Genomic DNA, 20,951 nt, shown 5'->3' with positions numbered 1-20,951 from the left:
AAGGAGGTAAAAAGACGGATGCCTGATACAAAAGATCTTCAATATTCTTTAACCGGAGCGCAAAGCGGTATTTGGTTTGCTCAGCAGCTTGATCCGGACAATCCAATCTACAATACAGCCGAATATATAGAAATCAACGGCCCAATCGATATTTCTCTTTTTGAAGAAGCTTTACGGCACGTCATAAAAGAAGCGGAATCACTTCATGTCCGCTTTGGTGAAGATATGGACGGGCCTTGGCAGATGATGAATCCATCACCGGATGTACAGCTCCAAGTCATTGACGTCAGCTCTGAACCTAATCCGGAAAAGACCGCTTTAAACTGGATGAAAGCTGACTTGGCAAAGCCGGTCGATTTACAGCATGACCTGTTGTTCCGCGAAGCTTTGTTTAAAGTCGGGCCTCAGCGTTTCTTTTGGTATCAGCGCATTCACCATATAGCGATCGACGGCTTTGGATTTTCTCTGATCGCCCAGCGGGTTGCACATGCCTATACGGCACTTGCAGGAGGGCGGTCCGCTGATGATCGTTCCTTCGGCTCTTTGCAGGATATTTTGGCGGAGGACGCAGAGTACCGCTCGTCTGATACATATGAAGAGGATCGTCAATTCTGGCTGAATCGTTTTGCGGACAGGCCTGAAGTTGTCAGTTTGGCAGAACGGGCGCCGAGAACCTCAAAAAGCTTTCTGCGCCAGACTGCTTATTTGCCGCCATCAGATGTAAACGCATTGAAAGAAGCGGCGCGCTATTATGCCGGAAGCTGGCATGAAGTCGTGATTGCGGTATCAGCTGCTTATGTACACCGCATGACCGGCTCTGAGGATGTTGTGCTCGGACTGCCAATGATGGGACGGATGGGATCGGCATCCTTGAATGTTCCGGCTATGGTGATGAATCTTCTCCCGCTGAGGCTGTCTGTGAGTCCTTCGATGAGCTTTTCTGAGCTTGTGCTGCAAATTTCCCGGGAAATCCGCAGTATCCGGCAGCATCATAAATACCGCCATGAGGAACTGCGGCGGGATCTAAAACTAATAGGAGAAAATCATAGATTATTTGGCCCGCAAATTAATTTGATGCCTTTTGATTACGGTCTCGACTTTGCCGGAGCCCGTGGGACCACGCACAATCTTTCAGCCGGTCCTGTTGATGATTTGTCGATAAATGTCTATGACAGGACAGACGGAAGCGGGCTGCGAATTGATGTGGATGCCAATCCTGAAGTGTACAGCGAGTCAGAAATAAAGGTGCATCAACAGCGGATCTTACAGATTTTACAAACGGCATCAGCCGGTGAGGACATGCTGATTGGGCAAATGGAATTTCTTTTGCCGGCAGAAAAAGCACGGGTCATAAGCGAATGGAATGAGACAGCAAAACCCGAGCAGCTGCTCAGCCTTCCGGATATGTTTGAGGAGCAGGCAAACCGTTCGCCTGAACGTATCGCCCTGATTTGCGATCACATTCAATTAAGCTATCAAGAGCTGAATGAACAAGCAAACCGCCTTGCGCATCTTTTGATAGAAAAAGGTCTTGGCCCGGAGCAGTTTGTCGCCTTGGCTCTGCCGCGGTCTGCCGAGATGGTAGCTGCAATGCTTGCCGTACTAAAGACTGGCGCTGCTTATCTTCCGCTTGATCCGGAGTTTCCAGCCGACAGAATTTCATACATGCTGAAGGATGCGAAGCCATCATGCATGATAACGACTGAGGAAATAGCAGCCACTTTGCCTGATGATATAACGGCACCGCAGCTTGTGCTGGATCAGCCTGTGACAAAAGAAATTGTGAAGCGTTATTCTGCTGACAATCCAAATGTACATGTATCTCTTATTCATCCGGCGTATATCATCTATACATCAGGATCAACAGGAAGGCCAAAGGGTGTTGTTGTCACGCTGAAAAGTTTAAGTAATTTTCTGCTGTCTATGCAGGAGACATTTTCTCTCAATAAACAAGACAGGCTGCTGGCTGTAACGACCGTCGCTTTTGATATTTCTGCTTTGGAATTGTTCCTCCCGCTTATCAGCGGAGCGAGTATTGTTGTTGCTCAAAAAGAAACAATCCGCGAGCCGCAGGCATTAGCTAAAATGATTGAATATTTTGATATAACGATTATGCAGGCCACGCCGACCCTGTGGCATGCGTTGGTCACAAACGAACCTGAGAAACTTCGGGAGCTCAGGGTGCTTGTCGGGGGAGAGGCACTTCCGAGCGGACTTTTGCAGGCCCTGCAGGCACTTGATTGTCCAGTAACTAATTTATACGGCCCTACTGAAACAACCATTTGGTCTGCGGCAGCTTCTCTCGAAAAAGGTGTACAGGGTGTGCCTCCGATCGGAAAGCCGATTTGGAATACGCAAGTATATGTGCTCGATAATAGTTTGCAGCCCGTTCCGCTAGGCATTGTTGGGGAGCTCTATATTGCCGGAACCGGCTTGGCCCGCGGATATTTAGGACGCCCTGATTTAACGGCGGAGCGCTTTGTTGCTGATCCGTACGGACCGCCGGGCACACGGATGTACCGGACCGGAGATCAGGCCCGCTGGCGTGCGGATGGGTCTCTGGATTACATTGGGCGGGCCGATCATCAAATCAAGATTCGCGGTTTCCGCATTGAGCTTGGAGAAATTGATGCCGTGCTTGCTAAACATCCGCAAATTGAACAGGCTGCGGTTGTCGTTCGAGAGGATCAGCCGGGAGATAGACGATTAGTGGCGTATCTGGTTGTTTCTTCAGCTCTAGATATTGCTGAGCTTCGCCGTTATGTTGGTGCCAGTCTGCCTGATTATATGGTGCCTGCGGCATTTGTGGAGATCGATGAACTGCCATTAACACCTAATGGCAAGCTAGACCGGAAGGCATTGCCGGCACCCGATTTTAGCGCATCTGTCACTGACCGGGGACCTCGAACGCCTCAAGAAGAGATACTGTGTGATCTGTTTGCAGAGGTTCTAGGTCTTGCACGCGTAGGTATTGATGACAGTTTCTTCGAGCTGGGCGGCCATTCTCTCCTTGCCGCCCGTTTGATGAGCCGAATTCGTGAGACGATGGGAGCTGAGCTGGGCATCGCCAAGCTCTTTGACGAACCGACAGTTGCCGGACTTGCTGCACATCTTGACCAGGCGCAGAGTGTCCGTCCCGCTTTGCAAAGAGCTGAACGTCCCGAGAACATTCCGCTTTCTTTTGCACAGCGCCGGCTATGGTTCCTCCATTGTCTGGAAGGGCCAAGTCCTACTTATAATATCCCGGTTGCTGTCCGTCTTTCAGGTGAACTGAACCAAGAAGCGCTGCAAGCGGCACTGTATGATCTCATCAGCCGCCATGAAAGCCTTCGGACCATCTTCCCTGAATCACAGGGGACATCTTATCAGTATATTTTAGACGCCGATCAAGCCCGTCCTGATTTATATGTTACAGAAATAAAGAAGGAGGAGCTTTCTAAGAGGCTTGCCGCTGCTGCTCGCTACAGCTTTGACCTTGCAGCTGAGCCTGCTTTCCGTGCCGAGCTCTTTGTTATCGGTCCCGATGAGTACGTGCTCCTGCTGCTCGTGCACCATATTGTCGGAGACGGATGGTCATTGACCCCTCTGACTCGTGATCTGGCTGCTGCTTATACCGCCCGTTGTCACGGGAGAGCCCCCGAATGGACACCGCTTGCTGTGCAGTATGCGGATTATGCGCTCTGGCAGCAAAGTCTGCTCGGAAGCGAGCATGATCCAGACAGTTTGATTGCCGGTCAGCTAGCTTTCTGGAAAGAGAGACTGGAAGACCTGCCCGATCAGCTCGAACTGCCAACTGATTATTCACGTCCGGCTGAGCCGAGTCATCAGGGAGATACAATCCATTTCCGTATAGACTCAGAGCTTCACCGCCGCTTGCTGGAGCTGGCGCGTGCCAATAAAGTAAGTCTGTTTATGGTGCTTCAATCAGGGCTTGCCGCCTTGCTGACGAGGCTCGGAGCTGGAACGGATATTCCGATTGGAAGCCCGATCGCGGGGCGGAATGACGATGCGCTTGGTGATCTTGTGGGACTGTTTATCAATACATTGGTGCTCAGAACAGACACCTCTGGTGATCCGAGTTTCCGTGAGCTTCTGGACAGAGTGCGGGAAGTGAATCTGGCAGCCTATGAAAATCAGGATCTGCCGTTTGAGAGACTTGTAGAGGTGCTCAATCCTGTTCGCTCCCGGGCGACGCATCCATTATTCCAAGTCATGCTCGCGTTCCAGAATACGCCTGACGCAGAGCTGAACCTGCCTGGTACAGAAAGCAGCCTGCGCATTCATAGCGTAGGATCTGCCAAATTTGATGTAACGTTAGAAATCAGTGAAAGCCGTCTTGATGACGGGACACCAAATGGACTGGAAGGATTGCTTGAGTACAGCACCGATCTTTTTAAACGTGAGACTGTTCAAGCTCTCGCTGATCGCCTTCTGCGGCTGCTTGAGGCTGCCGAGGCTGCTCCTGACCAGAAAATCGGAAGCCTGGATATTCTAGCATCAGAGGAGCGCAGCATCACGGCGACGGATTGGCAAAGTGTTTCCGAAAAGATTCCGCAAGCGTGTCTCCCGGAGCTGTTTGAGAAACAAGCTGTGTCGAGCCCTGATTCCATTGCTGTCGTGTATAAAGATAAGGCGATGAGCTATACCGAGCTGAATGAAAGGGCGAACCGGCTTGCCCGGCTGCTGATTAGCAAAGGCGTCGGAACGGAGCAATTTGTGGCATTAGCATTGCCTCGCTCTTTGGATATGACTATTGGACTGTTAGCGGTACTGAAAGCGGGAGCTGCATACCTGCCGCTTGATCCGGACTATCCGGCCGACCGAATCGCTTTTATGCTGAACGATGCCCGGCCTGCGATTATCATCACGAGCTCACAGGTGGAAAATCAAATCCCGCCTGCAGAAAATGTGCCGAAAATTGTGCTGGATGATCCGGAATTATGCGAGAAACTAAAAACATATAGTCCTTTGAATCCTGATCATACGGACAGGATTCGCCCGCTGTCACCTTTCAACACGGCTTATGTTATTTATACATCCGGTTCAACAGGCGTTCCAAAAGGCGTCATGATTCCTCACCAAAATGTGACGAGGTTGTTTGGAGCGACCGATCACTGGTTCCGTTTCGGTTCAGACGATGTGTGGACAATGTTCCATTCCTACGCGTTTGACTTTTCTGTTTGGGAGATTTGGGGACCTTTGCTGCACGGCGGGCGGCTTGTTATCGTGCCTCATGATATCAGCAGATCTCCGGAAGCGTTTCTGCGTCTGCTGGTAAAAGAGGGTGTGACCATTTTGAACCAGACACCATCAGCGTTCTATCAGTTTATGCAGGCGGAAAGGGAGCAGCCTGATCTCGGACAGGCGCTCAGCCTTAGATATGTTGTTTTTGGCGGAGAAGCGCTTGAACTCAGCCGATTAGAGGATTGGTACCATCGCCATCCTGAACAGGCGCCAAAACTGATCAATATGTATGGTATTACCGAAACAACAGTGCATGTCAGCTATATCGAATTAGACCGGAATATTGCAGCTATAAGAGCAAACAGCCTGATCGGCTGCGGAATTCCCGATCTAGGCGTGTATGTGCTGGATGAGCGTTTACAGCCCGTTCCGCCGGGTGTGGCTGGAGAACTGTATGTGTCAGGAGCCGGATTGGCCCGAGGCTATTTAGGACGGCCCGGTTTAACGGCGGAACGCTTCATCGCTGACCCATTCGGACCACCGGGCACACGGATGTACCGCACGGGAGATGTAGCCCGCAGGCGTGCTGACGGTTCTCTCGATTATGTCGGCCGTGCCGATCATCAAGTGAAAATTCGGGGCTTCCGAATTGAATTGGGAGAAATTGAAGCCGCGCTTGTTCAGCATCCACAGCTGGAAGATGCGGCAGTGATCGTTCGTGAGGATCAGCCGGGAGATAAACGTTTGGCAGCTTATGTCATACCTTCCTCGGAAGAAACGTTTGATACGGCGGAACTGCGGAGGTATGCTGCCGAGAGACTGCCGGATTACATGGTGCCTTCAGCCTTTGTGACGATGAAAGAATTGCCGCTGACGCCGAATGGAAAGCTTGACCGTAAAGCGCTGCCTGCTCCAGATTTTGCTGCTGCGGTGACAGGTCGCGGGCCGAGAACCCCGCAGGAAGAAATCCTTTGTGACTTGTTTATGGAAGTGCTTCATTTGCCGCGTGTCGGTATTGATGACCGTTTCTTCGATTTGGGCGGACATTCCCTGCTCGCAGTTCAGCTGATGAGCCGCATACGTGAAGCACTCGGGGTTGAACTCAGCATTGGCAATCTATTTGAAGCGCCGACTGTGGCAGGGCTTGCCGAAAGACTGGAGATGGGTTCAAGCCAAAGCGCTCTTGATGTTTTGCTGCCGCTCCGAACAAGCGGAGACCGGCTTCCGTTGTTTTGCGTACATCCGGCGGGGGGACTTAGCTGGTGTTATGCAGGATTGATGACATCATTAGGAACGGATTACCCCATCTATGGACTGCAAGCGCGGGGAATTGGACAGCAGGAGGCGCTTCCGAAAACGCTCGATGACATGGCTGCCGACTATATAGAACAGATTCGGACGATCCAGCCGAAAGGGCCGTACCATTTGCTTGGCTGGTCCTTAGGCGGAAATGTCGTTCAAGCAATGGCAACACAGCTGCAAAAGCAAGGGGAAGACGTTTCTCTATTGGTTATGCTGGACGCCTATCCAAACCACTTCCTTCCTATAAAAGAGGCACCGGATGATGAAGAAGCGCTTATTGCCCTTCTCGCGTTAGGCGGGTACGACCCAGACAGCTTAGGGGACAAACCGCTTGATTTTAAAACAGCTATTGAAATTCTGCGGAGAGATGGCAGCGCACTAGCCAGTCTGGATGAATCGGTCATTTTAAACCTAAAGAATACGTACGTTAATTCTGTTGGCATTTTAGGTTCATATGCACCGAAAACCTTCCGCGGAAATGTTCTGTTTTTCAGATCAACTATCATTCCTGAATGGTTTGACCCGATTGAACCTGATTCGTGGAAGCCTTATATTGATGGACAAATTGAACAAATCGACATTGACTGCCGCCATAAAGATCTCTGTCAGCCGGAACCGCTCGCAGTCATTGGCCGGGTTCTGGCAGCTAAATTGGAAGAAATGAATCAATGAAGGAGGAAAAGCAATGGCAAATCCTTTTGAAAATGCGGATGGCATATACCTTGTTCTCATCAATGAAGAGGGCCAATATTCCTTGTGGCCCGGCTTTATCGATGTGCCGAGCGGCTGGACAGTCGTTCATGAACAAAAAGGGCGTGAGGCTTGTCTGGACTACATCCAATCGCATTGGAGCGATATGAGGCCGAACAGCCTAAAGCCTGTCGAAAATGTCTAAATGCATTGACGGTAAAAAAAGAGACTGCAGCAGGCAGTCTCTTTTTCTATCTTACGCAGATGTTTGGGTATGATCGCAATCTCTGACAGGGTTCCCGTTTTCATCCGTACACCATGACTGGGATAAAAACGCTAAAAACACAGCGGCCCACTGATCGGCAAATTGAATCAGAATGCCTCCGTCATGCCAAGAGCCGTTGTCTTTTTTCCAGCGGGTATCCAGCGCATTGCCTTGATTCATGTGGATGTTGTGCATACCGTTTGTCGGGGTAAAGCCGAATATTTTATCTGCCGCCTGTTCAGGTCCAAATTTTGACCCGAATATATAAACCGGCGCTTTCTCTTCTTTCGCTTTCTTCATATACGTTTCAATAAAGTCATTTAAATCATTATCAGGCCCCGTGATTTCATGAGGCAAAGGCTTCATTTCCCGTGAATCAAAAAGATTGCCCCGCACATAATCCAGTGCTACTTCACGGTTTTCGTCATTGATCTTCGTATATCCATACGGCATGTTCGGAAGGATGGTAATGGAGCTCGAATCAAACTGATCGTCTGCCAAATACAATACTTCAGATTCCTCGGAACTGGACATGACATTGATGGCGCACCTGTAATACGTATTCTCTTCACCTAGTATCTTGACTTGGAAATGAGGACTGTCATCATCTGTTTCCCGCTTCATATCTAAGACAACGCCTTTTAACACGCCATATTGCTGAACAGCCATATGAATCCTCCTTTATGATCAAGTTCTTCGTTTTAATTCGAGACGTCATTTCCTTTTTCCTTTTTAAAAGATAAAAAAAGCCTGCAGAAACTTTTCTGCAAGCTCAATATGAATTAAGCGCCGGCCACAGATGATTCATCCTGTAAGGCTTTCTCGGCAGGGACATATTCGTATCCTAAATCTTTGGCAACAGCCTCATAAGTCACGTGGCCGTTTGCTGTGTTTAATCCCGCTCTTAGTGCCGCATTGTCTTCGAGTGCTTTTGCTGCCCCTTTGTTTGCGATTTGCAGTGCATATGGAACCGTAACGTTCGTTAACGCAATTGTTGAAGTGCGAGGCACAGCGCCCGGCATGTTCGCAACAGCATAGTGAACGACGCCGTGTTTTTCATATGTCGGCTGATCGTGTGTCGTAATGTGGTCTACAGTTTCAACGATGCCGCCTTGGTCAATTGCAACATCCACAATCACTGAACCAGGCTTCATTTGTTTCACCATTTCCTCTGTGACAAGCGTCGGCGCTTTAGCACCAGGGATTAACACGGCGCAAATGAGAAGGTCCGCTTCGGCTACCGAATCGGCGATATTGACAGGGTTAGAAATTAACGTTTTAATTTGATGGCCGAATATATCATCAAGCTGACGCAAGCGATCCGCGTTTAAGTCGATGATCGTCACATCTGCACCGAGGCCGACAGCCATTTTTGCCGCATTGGTTCCGACTACGCCCCCACCGATAATGGTTACTTTTCCTCGGGCAACGCCAGGTACTCCGGCAAGGAGGATTCCTTTTCCGCCTTTAGGTTTCTCTAGGAACTGGGCTCCGATCTGCGCTGCCATTCTGCCTGCAACCTCGGACATCGGTGTAAGCAGAGGCAATGCCCGTCCCTCACTTACCGTTTCATACGCGATCGCTGTGACGCCTTTATCCTTCAGTGCCTGTGCAAGCTCCGGTTCAGCCGCTAAGTGGAGGTAAGTAAACAGTACAAGCCCTTTTCGGAAGTATGCATATTCTTCCGGAAGCGGTTCTTTGACCTTCATGACCATTTCAGCGTCCCAGACCTGTTTCGGATCAGCAATGATTTCCGCTCCTGCTGACTCATAGGCTTCATTTTCAAAGCCGCTTCCAAGGCCTGCGCCTGATTCAACTAGCACGCGGTGACCGTTTGAAACGAGCTGTGAAACGCCCCCAGGCGTCAATGCGACACGGTTTTCATTGTTTTTTATCTCTTTAGGAACCCCAATGATCATATCTATTTCCTCCCGTATATGTGATATGTTTAGTGTAGCTTGATTTTTTGGAAAATTCTTTGTTTGAAACAGAAAATAAAAAAACATGGGTTTGTGAAATTTCACAAACCCATGTTTCGAAGTTTGATATCCAAATATATAGTAAACTTTTGATTCACATTTTTTAAATCGATCTCAGCGATCTGACTGATTCGCTTCAGCCGGTAATTCAATGTATTAACGTGAATATTCAAGACCTTAGAGGCGGTATTCACATTGCTGTCGGCTTCAATAAAACGTTCGAGCGTTTCGACCATATTGGACTGGTGATCCCGGTCGTACTGCTCGAGTTTTGAAAGGGAGTAGTTGAAATATCCCGTTTGCTTCCGTTTCTCATCTAACACGTCCAAGTATTGATAAATGCCTAATTCTGAAAAACTGAAAAGATGCTTGGTTTCTTCAGCAAACCGTTCCTTTGCTTTCAATACGGACAGTGCTTCCTGATATGAACGGCAGACAAACGAAATCGAGTTGTATATTCCGCCAAATGCAATAGAAGCATCTTCTATTTTATAACGTTCCCTCAGCTGTCTTTGCGTGCTGAAAGCGAACTGTTTTAAATCTTGAAAAGGACGATCCGTTTTTGGCGCGGTTAAAATGATAAGTTCATTGGAATCAACGGTCGTCAGCAGAGCATGAACCTGCTGGGTCGTTTCCTGCAGATAATGAAGCTGCTGTTCTGTTTTTTCGGTCAGCTCGCCGTTTACCCGGATGATCATCACGGAAAATTCAGAGGGAACGACCATTCCAAGCTTGTTAAACCCATCCGTCATGTCCTGTTCTTGATAGATGTGTCCAGTCAGCATTTTCCAGAAAAACTCTTGGCTGCGTTCCTCATTTTTCGTTTTTCTGATTTGGAGCTTAAGCAGCTTATTTCTTACTGCATTAGCCGCCATTTTTAATGTCAGCAGATCATCATCCGACAATGTTTTTTGAATTTCAAGCGCCCAAATAAACCCCAGCACCTGGTTGTTCTTCCAAATCGAAATCGCGACGCGGTTGCTTAGTCCGACTTCGTCAATTTCCTTCACTCTGATCGGCTGGTCTGTTTTTAGCAGCGCGGGAATCGTCCCGTCTTTCCACAATTTATTAATAACCTTCTCCGGCACTCTTCTGCCAATGATCGTAGACGTCCGGGCAGGGTCAGTACAATCGCTGTGGGTGCTGTAGGCTAGCAGTTTGTGGTTCACATCTTCAATGGTGATCGGACATTGCAGCACTTCACTGATATGATCAGCCACATCTTCCAGTCTGTCAAAACTGTATTTAAACGGATCCTTTGGCATGGTCATCATTATCCCTACTTTTCCATCCTTGTATTCTTTGTTCTCTTTGACATCAAATCGTCTTGCTTTTATTATGATTGTTCTTGTTTGTGAAAATCAACAACAAAGAATACAGTTTAATAGAAGTGTACAAAGCCAAAAAACACTTTTTAAATATAATGAGATACATGTTCTGTGATGAGTGTTTCAGAAAAACTGAACCTTTTCAGAGATGGTGCTGTAGCATCAAATTTTCTGAAAGGTTTTTTTTGGGAGTTAGAGAATCATTTGGGTCTTTTGGATTATTCCAAGAAGGCGACGTGGATTGAGAAAATAAACCTATTTGTTTAACAAAATATGTAATTTTTAAGAGGCGAGAGGTAAACCATTGGACTCATTTTGTAAAATTAAAACATATTTGTTTGACTGTACCGAAAAACTGTTTTTATAATAATTACGTTCTAAAAATAAGTGAATTAGCCCATATTTAGGCTGATGGCACAGGAGGTAATGAGGAATATGGCAGGATTAATTCGTGTCACACCCGAAGAGCTAAGAGCGATGGCGAAGCAATATGGCGTTGAAAGCCAAGAAGTATTAAATCAGGTTGATCGTTTAAACCGAATGATCTCTGATTTAAAAAGCATGTGGGAAGGTGCTTCTAGCGAAGCGTTCGCAGATCAATACGAGCAGCTCAAACCTTCATTTATCAAAATGTCAGATTTGCTTCAAGATGTTAACCAGCAGCTTGATCAAACAGCAAATACTCTTGAGTCTACTGACCAAGACATCGCAAATCAAATCCGCGGATAACAGTATGAAAGGGAAGGAGCGCCTGATTCACCAGAAGACGGCGCTCTTTCTATGTAAGGGTGAATAAACATGTATATTGATATTACGATAGATTTGAAACATTATAACGGAAGTGTCTTCGATCTCAGATTGTCAGATTACCACCCGGTGAAAAAAGTCATTGACATCGCTTGGCAGGCCCAAAGCGTTTCCATACCTCCGCGCGAAGGGCACTGGATCAGAGTGGTCAATAAGGATACGGTGTTTTCCGGAGAATGCAAGCTATCTGATTGCGGCATTACAAGCGGAGACCGGCTTGAAATATTATGAAAGGATCTGGTTGAATGTCAGGTGAACAAACATCATATTTAGAAAACCAATTAGAAGCTGCTGCTCAGAAAACGGAAGACGGCTTTACATTTACCTTTCAACGGGAAAAAATAAAGCTTCTGGACGGTCTCGAAGCGAACGTGATCAAGGATGTAAATCCATTCTTTCATAAAGAGATCGATGTGACGGAAGACGAAGTGATCATCACAATCCAACCTCCTCCCTCCTATAAAGAATTTCGCTTGATAAAAGCTAAAGATAAAAAAAGCAAATGGCAGTTTGCCTATCAGCTTGTTCAGGCTGTACAGCAGCACAAGTTATCAAGGCTGCATTTGATTGTGGCCCCGGAAAACATTGTATTCGATAAAGGGCTGACCCCATATTTTCTTCATTACGGCGTAAAAGAAAGCATTCCTCCTTACGAGCATGATGAGGAGAGAGTCTGGCAGGAGCTAAAAGCTGCAGCGGCTTTGGCAGTTGACGGCGCTTTTGCATTTGAGGACTACTTGAAATTCAATGAAACGCTGACATTCTCTCCGGAGACAAAAGCGATATTGGATGCGAAGTCCTATGATGAACTGCTCGAGCTGATTCAAACACATATCGATGAGCTCGAAGCCAAAGCCAAAACATACATACATATCCCGAAAAAGAAATGGAACATCCAAAGATATATTGGCCTGGGACTCATTGTGTTGCTTGTGCCGGCTCTGATTTATTCGATGTATGCTTTATTTTTCGCGCAGCCAAAGCATCAGGCGATTGTGGAAAGCAACCGTGCTTTCTTAAACAAGCAGTACAGTGAGGTTATCAGCACGCTGGCTAAATATGATGCGGAAAGCCTGCCTGATTCAGTGCAGTATCAGCTTGCAATGTCTTATGTTGAGGTTGAAAAATTAGGCGACACTCAAAAGAAACAAATTGAAAATAATTTGGTCACGCTCCAATCAGACCCACAGCACTTTCTTTATTGGATAGATATAGGGAGAGGCGAGAATAAAGAAGCCGTTAGTATCGGAAGAAAGCTGGAGTATAACCCGTACATAGGGCTGGGGCTGATTCGATATAAGGCTGAAATATTAGCAGATGACAGTATGAAAGATGATGAAAAGCAAAAAGAACTGGATACGGTACAAAGCGAGATCGATCAAATTACCAAACAAATGAAAGAACAAAAAGAAGAAGCGATAACAGACACGGCAGAAACTGATACAGCCAGCCAAGCCGCTGAAGAACAATCAGACAAAGAAAAGCAGCAAGCTGAAGAGAAAGCGGCAGAAGAAAAGGCTGCAGCCGAGGAAAAAGCGAAAAAAGAAGAACAAGAGAAAAAAGAGAAAGAAAAGAAAGATGAGAAAAAAGATGACAAATAAAGTGAAACATGAAGTTCAGGTCATCGCACGCCGCATTTCGGCCGTTAGGGGGTTCGCCATTTGAGTCTATTATGGGTTTTCTACCAGCAAAACGTCCAAAAACTAAAACTGTCTGACCTCCCTGCGTCCCAGCCGGTGACCATAGGGCCAGATGTGAAGGATTCCATTACGATCGGTACCATTCCGTTTGAGAGCGGAGTAATTTCTCTTCAGAGGAAGGATTCCGGCAGCCAGTACGATGTTTTCCTGGGAAATGATTGCCTGGGCAGTCTTGAAACTGATGTATCATTTTCTCTTCAAACGGACCAGCAGGATATCCGTCTGTTTTTAATTGCCGGCAAGCCTGAAAAATCCGTTTATTTTACAGGAAACAGAGACGAGATGACATGTTCCTCAGAAAAGACAGAAGCAGATATCTACTTGAACGCGAATGATTTTGCTTTTGCGGAGCAAAGCACATTTTCATTACTGCATATCGGCAAGAAATGGTCGATTCTCCCAGAAAGCGGGAATGTGTTTTTGAACGGCGAGAAGGTAATAAGTGCTGCACCGCTCAAACCGGGAGATGAAATATTCTGGAATTTTACGCTAATGAGAGTAACTGAACAAGACCTCTTAGAAATCGTTCATTACACACCGCTTGAAACAGTGTTAACCAAAACGGTCAAACCAAGCACAGAAATGCAGAAAAAATATCCGCAGTACAGAAGAACGCCGCGGATGGTGTACGACCTGCCAGATGACCGTGTGTCCTTCAGTTTTCCCTCTCAGGAGAGCGATCAAACCAATAGAGGGCTGTGGCTCGTCATCCTGCCGCCGCTTGTGATGCTGATTGTGATGGGCGTTGTCGCCATCATCCAGCCGCGCGGCATATTTATACTCGTTTCTTTGGCGATGTTTATGATGACCCTTATTACCTCGACCGTTCAATATTTCCGGGATAAAAACCAGCGGAAAAAACGCGAGGAAAAGCGGGAGCGCGTGTATAAGCTTTACTTAGATAATAAGAGAAAAGAGCTTCAGGCACTTGCTGAAAAGCAAAAGCAGGTTCTTGACTTTCATTTTCCTTCTTTTGAACAAATGAAATACTTAACAAGTGAAATCAGTGACCGAATTTGGGAAAAATCACTCGAAAGCAAGGATTATCTCCAGATTCGGCTCGGGACCGGAACAGTTCCTGCAAGCTATGAAATCAATATGAGCGGCGGAGACCTGGCGAACCGTGATATTGATGACCTTATGGAGAAATCGCAGCACATGCAGCGTGTCTATAAGGACATCCGCAATGCGCCGGTTACGGTGGATTTGGCGGAGGGGCCGATGGGCCTTGTCGGGAAATCTCAGATTGTTAAGAATGAGATTCACCAGCTGATCGGCCAGCTGTCGTTCTTTAACAGCTATCACGATTTGCGTTTCGTTTTTATTTTTCATGAAGAAGAGTATAAAGACTGGGAGTGGATGAAGTGGCTTCCGCAATTTCAAATGCCCCATATTTATGCAAAAGGCTTTATTTATAATGAACAGACCCGTGACCAGCTCCTGTCTTCTCTTTACGAATTGATAAGAGAGCGTGACTTGGAAGAGGACAAAGAAAAAGTGCAGTTTAAACCGCATTTTGTTTTTGTCATTACAAATCAGCAGCTGATTTCAGAGCACGTCATTCTTGAATATCTGGAAGGACAGCATGAGCATCTGGGTATCTCTACCATTGTCGCTGCGGACACAAAGGAAAGTTTATCAGAAAACATTACGACCCTTGTCCGCTATATCAACGAAAATGAAGGCGACATTTTAATACAAAAGAAAAAAGCGGTAAGAATCCCGTTCAGGCTCGATCAACATCAGCGCGAGGACAACGAACGGTTTTCACGCACGCTTCGCACGCTGAACCACCAGGTGGGCATTACGAACTCCATTCCGGAAATGGTCTCGTTCCTAGAGCTTTTCCATGCGAAGGAAGTAAAAGAAATCGGAATCCAGCAAAGATGGCTGACGAGTGAATCGTCGAAGTCGCTGTCGGTGCCGATCGGCTATAAAGGGAAGGATGACATTGTACATCTGAACCTTCACGAAAAAGCCCACGGGCCGCACGGTTTGCTCGCGGGGACAACAGGTTCGGGGAAAAGTGAATTTCTCCAGACCTATATCTTGTCACTTGCTGTGCACTTTCACCCGCATGAGGCGGCTTTCTTATTAATTGACTATAAAGGCGGAGGAATGGCGCAGCCGTTCCGCAATATTCCCCACCTGCTCGGCACAATCACCAATATTGAAGGCAGCCAAAACTTCAGTATGCGTGCGCTTGCTTCGATTAAAAGCGAGCTGAAAAAAAGGCAGCGTCTGTTTGATCAATATCAAGTCAATCACATCAATGACTATACAAAGCTGTACAAGCAGGGGAAAGCAGAAGTAGCAATGCCGCACTTATTCTTAATTTCCGATGAGTTTGCAGAGCTGAAAAGCGAAGAGCCTGATTTTATCAGAGAGCTTGTCAGTGCCGCACGTATCGGCCGAAGCCTCGGTGTACATTTGATTTTGGCGACACAGAAGCCGGGCGGTATCATCGACGACCAAATTTGGAGTAACTCGCGCTTTAAAGTAGCGCTTAAAGTTCAGGATGCCACCGATAGTAAAGAGATTTTGAAAAACAGCGATGCCGCGAACATCACTGTTACCGGACGCGGTTATTTGCAGGTCGGAAACAATGAAGTGTACGAGCTGTTCCAATCCGCTTGGAGCGGGGCCCCTTACTTAGAGGAAGTTTACGGAACAGAGGATGAAATCGCAATTGTCACTGATACCGGCCTGATCCCGCTTTCTGAGGTCGACACCGAAGAAATGGCGAAAAAAGAAGTTCAATCAGAAATCGAAGCAGTGGTTGACGAAATCGAACGCATTCAAGAGGAAATGGGAATTGAGAAGCTGCCGAGCCCTTGGCTGCCGCCGCTTGCGGAACGTATCCCGCGCACCCTTTTCCCATCAGAAGAAAAGGGCCATTTCCACTTTGCTTATGTTGATGAACCTGATCTGCAAAGACAGGCACCGATTGCTTATAAAATGATGGAAGACGGAAATATCGGCATTTTCGGCTCCTCAGGCTATGGGAAATCGATTGCAGCGGCAACATTCCTGATGAGTTTTGCAGACGTCTACACGCCTGAAGAGCTTCATGTCTATATCTTTGATTTCGGGAACGGAACGCTTCTGCCATTAGCGAAGCTGCCGCACACGGCGGATTACTTCCTGATGGATCAGTCGAGAAAAATTGAAAAGTTCATGATCCGGATCAAAGAGGAAATTGACCGCCGAAAACGTCTGTTCCGTGAAAAAGAAATCAGCCATATCAAAATGTACAATGCGCTGAGCGAAGAAGAGCTTCCATTCATTTTCATCACAATCGACAACTTTGATATCGTCAAGGATGAGATGCATGAGCTTGAATCGGAATTTGTCCAGCTTTCCAGAGACGGACAAAGCTTGGGGATTTACTTCATGCTGACGGCGACGCGCGTAAATGCTGTCCGCCAGTCGCTCTTGAACAACCTGAAAACAAAGGTTGTCCATTACCTGATGGATCAATCCGAGGGATATTCCATTTACGGACGGCCGAAGTTCAGCCTTGAGCCGATCCCGGGGCGCGTGATCATTCAAAAAGAAGAGCTTTATTTCGCCCAAATGTTCCTGCCTGTTGAAGCAGAGGATGATATTGGCATGTTTAACGAGCTGAAAGCAGAAGTGCAGGTTCTTCAGGATCGCTACGCTTCACTTCAACAGCCGGCTCCGATTCCGATGCTGCCGGAAAGCCTGTCGACGAGAGAGTTTTCTCTCCGCTTCAAGCTGGAACGCAAGCCTTTATCTGTGCCGATCGGGCTTCATGAAGAAACCGTCAGCCCGGTGTACTTTGACTTGGCTAAGCACAAGCATTTCCTGATATTAGGGCAGACACAGCGAGGAAAAACAAACGTCTTAAAAGTGATGCTCGAGCATCTGCTTGATGATGAAACGGAAATGATCGGTTTGTTTGACTCGATCGACCGCGGTTTATCCAAATATGCAAAAGAAACAGATGTCGCATATCTGGAAACAAAAGATGATATTGAACAGTGGATTGAAACAGCAGAAGATATTTTTAAAACTAGAGAAGCAATGTATGTAGAAGCCGTTCGCCAGGGAGACGCACAAAGCTTGCGATTCTCTCAAGTGGTTCTAATGATTGACGGAATTACGAGATTCCAGCAGACGATTGATACGAGAATTCAAGACCGTTTGGCGAACTTTATGAAATCTTACGCGCATCTTGGCTTCAGCTTTATTCCGGCAGGCAATCACAGTGAGTTCTCCAAAGGCTATGATTCCCTGACGACTGAGATGAAGCAAATCAGACACGCTATCCTGCTGATGAAAAAATCTGAACAAAATGTCATTCCTCTTCCGTACCAAAGACAGGAGCCGGAGATTCAGCCGGGCTTCGGATATGTTGTGGAAAACGGGAAGGAGCAAAAAGTTCAAATTCCTTTATGTTCTGCTGAAAGGGAGAGTGCTAGATGACAGAACAACGAAAAAACTTAATCAAGTTAATATCCGCCGTCATCATTATTTTGCTGCTGCCGGTTTTGTTTTTCCGATTTATCGGGGAAGATCCGACGAAAAAAGCAGCCAATTCCACGCGGCAAATCGCAGTGGTGAATGAAGACACAGGCGTATTGAGTGATGAGGTGAAAGCGGACGATGAAGATGATCAATCCGCCCAGTTCGGTAAGGAAGTAGCTGCCGTTCTGGGGGAACGTCCTGATTATTCTTGGACGGTCGTGAACCGAAGTGCAGCGGAAACAGGCCTGAAATCGAAAAAATACGATGCGATCGTCTACATTCCCTCAGATTTCTCAAAAAATATTTTGAGCTACGACAAAGAGCGTCCTCAAAAAGCCACGCTTGAGTTCAGCATTCAAGATAACCTGAATGCGATCAACAAAGAAAAAGTGCAGCGTGAGCTTGAAGATGCCCAAAAAACAATGAACAAAAAAATGTCGGCCTTATATTGGAACTTTGTCTCACAAAAAGTGGACAATATCAGAGGAGAGTTTGACAAAATCGTCAATAAAGAATCTGAATTCCAAAATGTCATGTACAATTTCTACAAACCAAGCTCTAACGATTTAGCAGGTGAAATCAAACGCCAGAAAGACCTAATCGATGAGCTGAAGAATTCAATGAATGAAGCCCAAGGCACGACAAAAGAAAAAGCTTCGACAGCGGAGGAAGCCAAAAACACCCTGAAAGACTTCGTTGATACTGTGGAACGATACAAAGAATATCAAGAAAATCAAAAGAAGCTGCTATTGGCAGCCCAGGATTCAACTCAGCAGCAAATCCAGACAGGATTGGATGCCATTTCAGCACAGCAAAAGGCCAATCAGTTCAGCGAGCAGATGAGCGGCCTGTCAACAGGTATCAGCCAAGTGAAAACACAGCTTGGACAAACCAGCACAGTTCTGGCAGCCGCCCAGCAAATCAGGGAAGGCCAAGTGCCTCAGCAGGAACTTGGTATGGCGAAGATACAAAGCGATTTAATTAACCAATACCAGACCGCATCAAGACAGGCAGCTTTAAACCAAGTATACGGACTGCTTGTTGAAGCGCGCGAGGCGCTCACTGTTGCGAAAGCTGACCCGCAGCCTGATGGAGATGATGGTTCAGATGATGAAGATAAAGACCCGAACGAAGAAAATCCTGAAGAACTGAAAATCGATCTTGAAAAACAGCGTGAAGAATTGAAAAACATTGCCGCTGACATTCAAGATATTTCAGACAATCTGAAGGAGCCTGAAAAAGAGGATCCGACACCGGAGGACCCGGGAACTGAAAAACCGGGAACAGACGAGCCGTCCACTGACAAGCCGGATCATCCAGATGACGGAGGCAGCACCATTCCCGATGATACACAGGGAGACACCGGAAACGATGATAACAGCAGTGATACCGGGAATGACGGGCAAACGGACGGCAATACTCAGGATCAAGACCAGCAGCAGGGAACAGACGGTCAGGAGCAGAACGGAGATGCCTCCAATGGTAAGTCAGACAGCGGACAAACCGAAACGGGCACATCTGCCGAACAGACTGCTTCATCTGACTCAGCCCTTCAATTTATCCAGCTGGCAAATGAAGACGGAACCGGAAGCGACGGAGACACAACAGAGCCCGGAAATGAAGATCAACCAGGAAATGACGACATTTCTGATATCGCAAAAGCGAAAGAACAGCTCAGCAAAGCGTCTGAGCGAATCAAGCAAATTGAAGAAGAGCTCAAAGAAAAAGAAACTGCCCATAATGAAGAGCTGAAAAAGAAATTAGAAGAACTAAAAGAGCAAATGGATGGTCTTAATGATGAAATTGATGACTTGAAAGACCAAGTAAAAAAGCTAGAAGATAAACTTGAAAATCTTGAAGCGAAACGGAAGAGGGAGTTCGAAGGGATTTACAGAGCGATTCGCGAGCTGGAGAATAAAGATCAGCTTCAATTCCCGGGGGAAATCAACACAGAAAGCATCTCCGCTTTAATGAGATACTATAAATATTTATCTGTGTATGACTCTGTATTATCCGGAACGATAGACAGCACTGCAAAAAACTATGCCATTGACGGCCAGCAGGGCAACGTCAAATCAGTCCTAGCCATCAAACCGGAAGAATCAGCAAGCTGGGAAGATCTCAAAAACAACACGATGCAAACCGATGAAGACATCGACAATTTCATCAATGGCATGACCGAGTTTGCAGACAACTACGGCAGCTATATCCGTGATTCTCAAGCCGGTGTTCTCGATGAACTGACGAAAATCTCTGAGAGTGCGTCTAAAGCGTCAGAACAGCTTGTAACCGGTGCAGCGCAGGAATCTGCAACGTTCAATAATGATGGTCTGTCAGGCACAATGGCATTGAGCGTGCAAGATACGGTCGGCCAGGAAGTGCTGCAAATGTCAGACATGATGGGCTCATTATCGGAACGCCAGTCAGGCATTATTGATTACACAACCAACATGCAGCAAAGTGTAAATGATGTACAGACGAAAGCTGACACATTAAATAACAACTGGGGTAAAAATGTTGCCTCCACGAAGCTTGTACGCAGTGACGTATACGGCATTCTGGGCAATACATTAGTAGATGGCCAAAACAACGGCTATGTATATGATTACTTGGCAAATCCGCTCAAAATCAGCGGTCAGGTTCCGGAAGAAAAAATTCAGACGGTGCCGCCGGTTGTCATCCTGGTTATTATTTTGATCAGCAGTCTGTTAATCGGATATTTCAGCTCGTATTATCAGAATGCGCCGCTGCTCGTCAAAGGAGCGCTTTTCGGAATTCTGAATATCCTTGTCGGCTTGATGATCAGCTTGTTCGGTTTGAATATTTATTCACTGCCGGACGATCAGACGATTAAGTGGTCTGTATTTACGATTTTATTGCTGGTCGCAAGCTCTGCCTTTATCCGGGCGGCATTCCGATTCGGATCAATTCCTGGATGGGTTGCTTCAGCGGCAATGATTTTATTCTATGTTGCGCCGCTTATTGACTTAATTATGCCGAACTTCACATTTGAAGATCCGGTGTCTAAGGTATACATCGACATCCAGTACGGAACAGGGCATTTGTTTACAATGGGAATATCGGTTCTGCTGATCATTACGTTGATTGCAGCGGCTCTGCCGCTTGTCATTCGCTTGATAGCAGAAAAAACAGCGGAAAGCGATGAAACGTATGAAGCGTAATCGCAGCTTGGAAAAGGGGATCA

10 protein-coding genes are annotated in these 20,951 nt (G+C 46.8%); 7 read left to right on the top strand and 3 right to left on the bottom strand.

What is annotated here, in order from left to right:
- The first annotated feature begins 18 nt into the window (after positions 1 to 18).
- Both NSU16_RS15705 and NSU16_RS15700 read left to right on the top strand, forming a co-directional pair.
- Entirely contained in the window at positions 19 to 7,158 is a 7,140-nt protein-coding gene (locus NSU16_RS15705) for an amino acid adenylation domain-containing protein (protein WP_339191437.1), read from the top strand.
- Between the two features lie 13 nt (positions 7,159 to 7,171).
- Positions 7,172 to 7,381, top strand: coding sequence for an MbtH family protein (locus tag NSU16_RS15700; RefSeq protein WP_044158967.1), 210 nt, complete (start codon positions 7,172 to 7,174; stop codon positions 7,379 to 7,381).
- 51 nt (positions 7,382 to 7,432) lie between these two features.
- Here NSU16_RS15700 and NSU16_RS15695 read toward each other — a convergent pair whose 3' ends face one another.
- The 3 genes from NSU16_RS15695 to NSU16_RS15685 form a co-directional block, all read right to left on the bottom strand.
- Positions 7,433 to 8,110, bottom strand: a complete 678-nt coding sequence (locus tag NSU16_RS15695; RefSeq protein ID WP_268447263.1) for a YukJ family protein — start codon at positions 8,108 to 8,110, stop codon at positions 7,433 to 7,435.
- 113 nt (positions 8,111 to 8,223) lie between these two features.
- Complete coding sequence (ald, locus tag NSU16_RS15690; RefSeq protein WP_010331712.1) at positions 8,224 to 9,360, bottom strand: alanine dehydrogenase; 1,137 nt, start codon at positions 9,358 to 9,360, stop codon at positions 8,224 to 8,226.
- A gap of 101 nt (positions 9,361 to 9,461) precedes the next feature.
- Positions 9,462 to 10,685, bottom strand: coding sequence for a PucR family transcriptional regulator (locus NSU16_RS15685; RefSeq protein ID WP_029441141.1), 1,224 nt, complete (start codon positions 10,683 to 10,685; stop codon positions 9,462 to 9,464).
- 498 nt (positions 10,686 to 11,183) lie between these two features.
- On the opposite strand from NSU16_RS15685, the gene NSU16_RS15680 reads away from it, so the two are divergent.
- From NSU16_RS15680 to esaA, 5 genes are all read left to right on the top strand, one after another.
- Positions 11,184 to 11,477: a WXG100 family type VII secretion target gene (locus NSU16_RS15680; protein WP_003220661.1), complete on the top strand. Its 294-nt coding sequence runs from the start codon at positions 11,184 to 11,186 to the stop codon at positions 11,475 to 11,477.
- Between the two features lie 69 nt (positions 11,478 to 11,546).
- Positions 11,547 to 11,786: an ESX secretion system protein YukD gene (gene yukD / locus NSU16_RS15675; protein WP_010331710.1), complete on the top strand. Its 240-nt coding sequence runs from the start codon at positions 11,547 to 11,549 to the stop codon at positions 11,784 to 11,786.
- 14 nt (positions 11,787 to 11,800) lie between these two features.
- Entirely contained in the window at positions 11,801 to 13,156 is a 1,356-nt protein-coding gene (gene essB, locus NSU16_RS15670) for a type VII secretion protein EssB (RefSeq protein ID WP_339191435.1), read from the top strand.
- Positions 13,157 to 13,216: 60 nt separating this feature from the next.
- Positions 13,217 to 17,704: a type VII secretion protein EssC gene (gene essC, locus NSU16_RS15665; RefSeq protein WP_339191434.1), complete on the top strand. Its 4,488-nt coding sequence runs from the start codon at positions 13,217 to 13,219 to the stop codon at positions 17,702 to 17,704.
- The gene (gene esaA / locus NSU16_RS15660; protein ID WP_339191432.1) at positions 17,701 to 20,928 is read left to right on the top strand and encodes a type VII secretion protein EsaA; all 3,228 of its coding nucleotides are present in this window, start codon (positions 17,701 to 17,703) and stop codon (positions 20,926 to 20,928) included. The genes essC and esaA overlap by 4 nt, the downstream gene beginning before the upstream one ends.
- Positions 20,929 to 20,951: the final 23 nt, after the last annotated feature.

The sequence above is a fragment of the Bacillus sp. FSL K6-1003 genome (assembly GCF_037964945.1).
Classification (GTDB): Bacteria; Bacillota; Bacilli; order Bacillales; family Bacillaceae; genus Bacillus; species Bacillus mojavensis.
Note: the sequence above shows the minus strand (reverse complement) of the source record. Positions and strands in the feature narration are given on the sequence as shown.

Excerpts from the sequence above, each read along its gene's own strand:
- NSU16_RS15685 (WP_029441141.1), bottom strand. The coding sequence starts at position 10,685 with ATGCCAAAGGATCCGTTTAAATACAGTTTTGACAGACTGGAAGATGTG.
- esaA (WP_339191432.1), top strand. The coding sequence starts at position 17,701 with ATGACAGAACAACGAAAAAACTTAATCAAGTTAATATCCGCCGTCATC.
- ald (WP_010331712.1), bottom strand. The coding sequence starts at position 9,360 with ATGATCATTGGGGTTCCTAAAGAGATAAAAAACAATGAAAACCGTGTC.
- NSU16_RS15705 (WP_339191437.1), top strand. The coding sequence starts at position 19 with ATGCCTGATACAAAAGATCTTCAATATTCTTTAACCGGAGCGCAAAGC.
- essB (WP_339191435.1), top strand. The coding sequence starts at position 11,801 with ATGTCAGGTGAACAAACATCATATTTAGAAAACCAATTAGAAGCTGCT.
- NSU16_RS15695 (WP_268447263.1), bottom strand. The coding sequence starts at position 8,110 with ATGGCTGTTCAGCAATATGGCGTGTTAAAAGGCGTTGTCTTAGATATG.
- yukD (WP_010331710.1), top strand. The coding sequence starts at position 11,547 with ATGTATATTGATATTACGATAGATTTGAAACATTATAACGGAAGTGTC.
- NSU16_RS15700 (WP_044158967.1), top strand. The coding sequence starts at position 7,172 with ATGGCAAATCCTTTTGAAAATGCGGATGGCATATACCTTGTTCTCATC.
- NSU16_RS15680 (WP_003220661.1), top strand. The coding sequence starts at position 11,184 with ATGGCAGGATTAATTCGTGTCACACCCGAAGAGCTAAGAGCGATGGCG.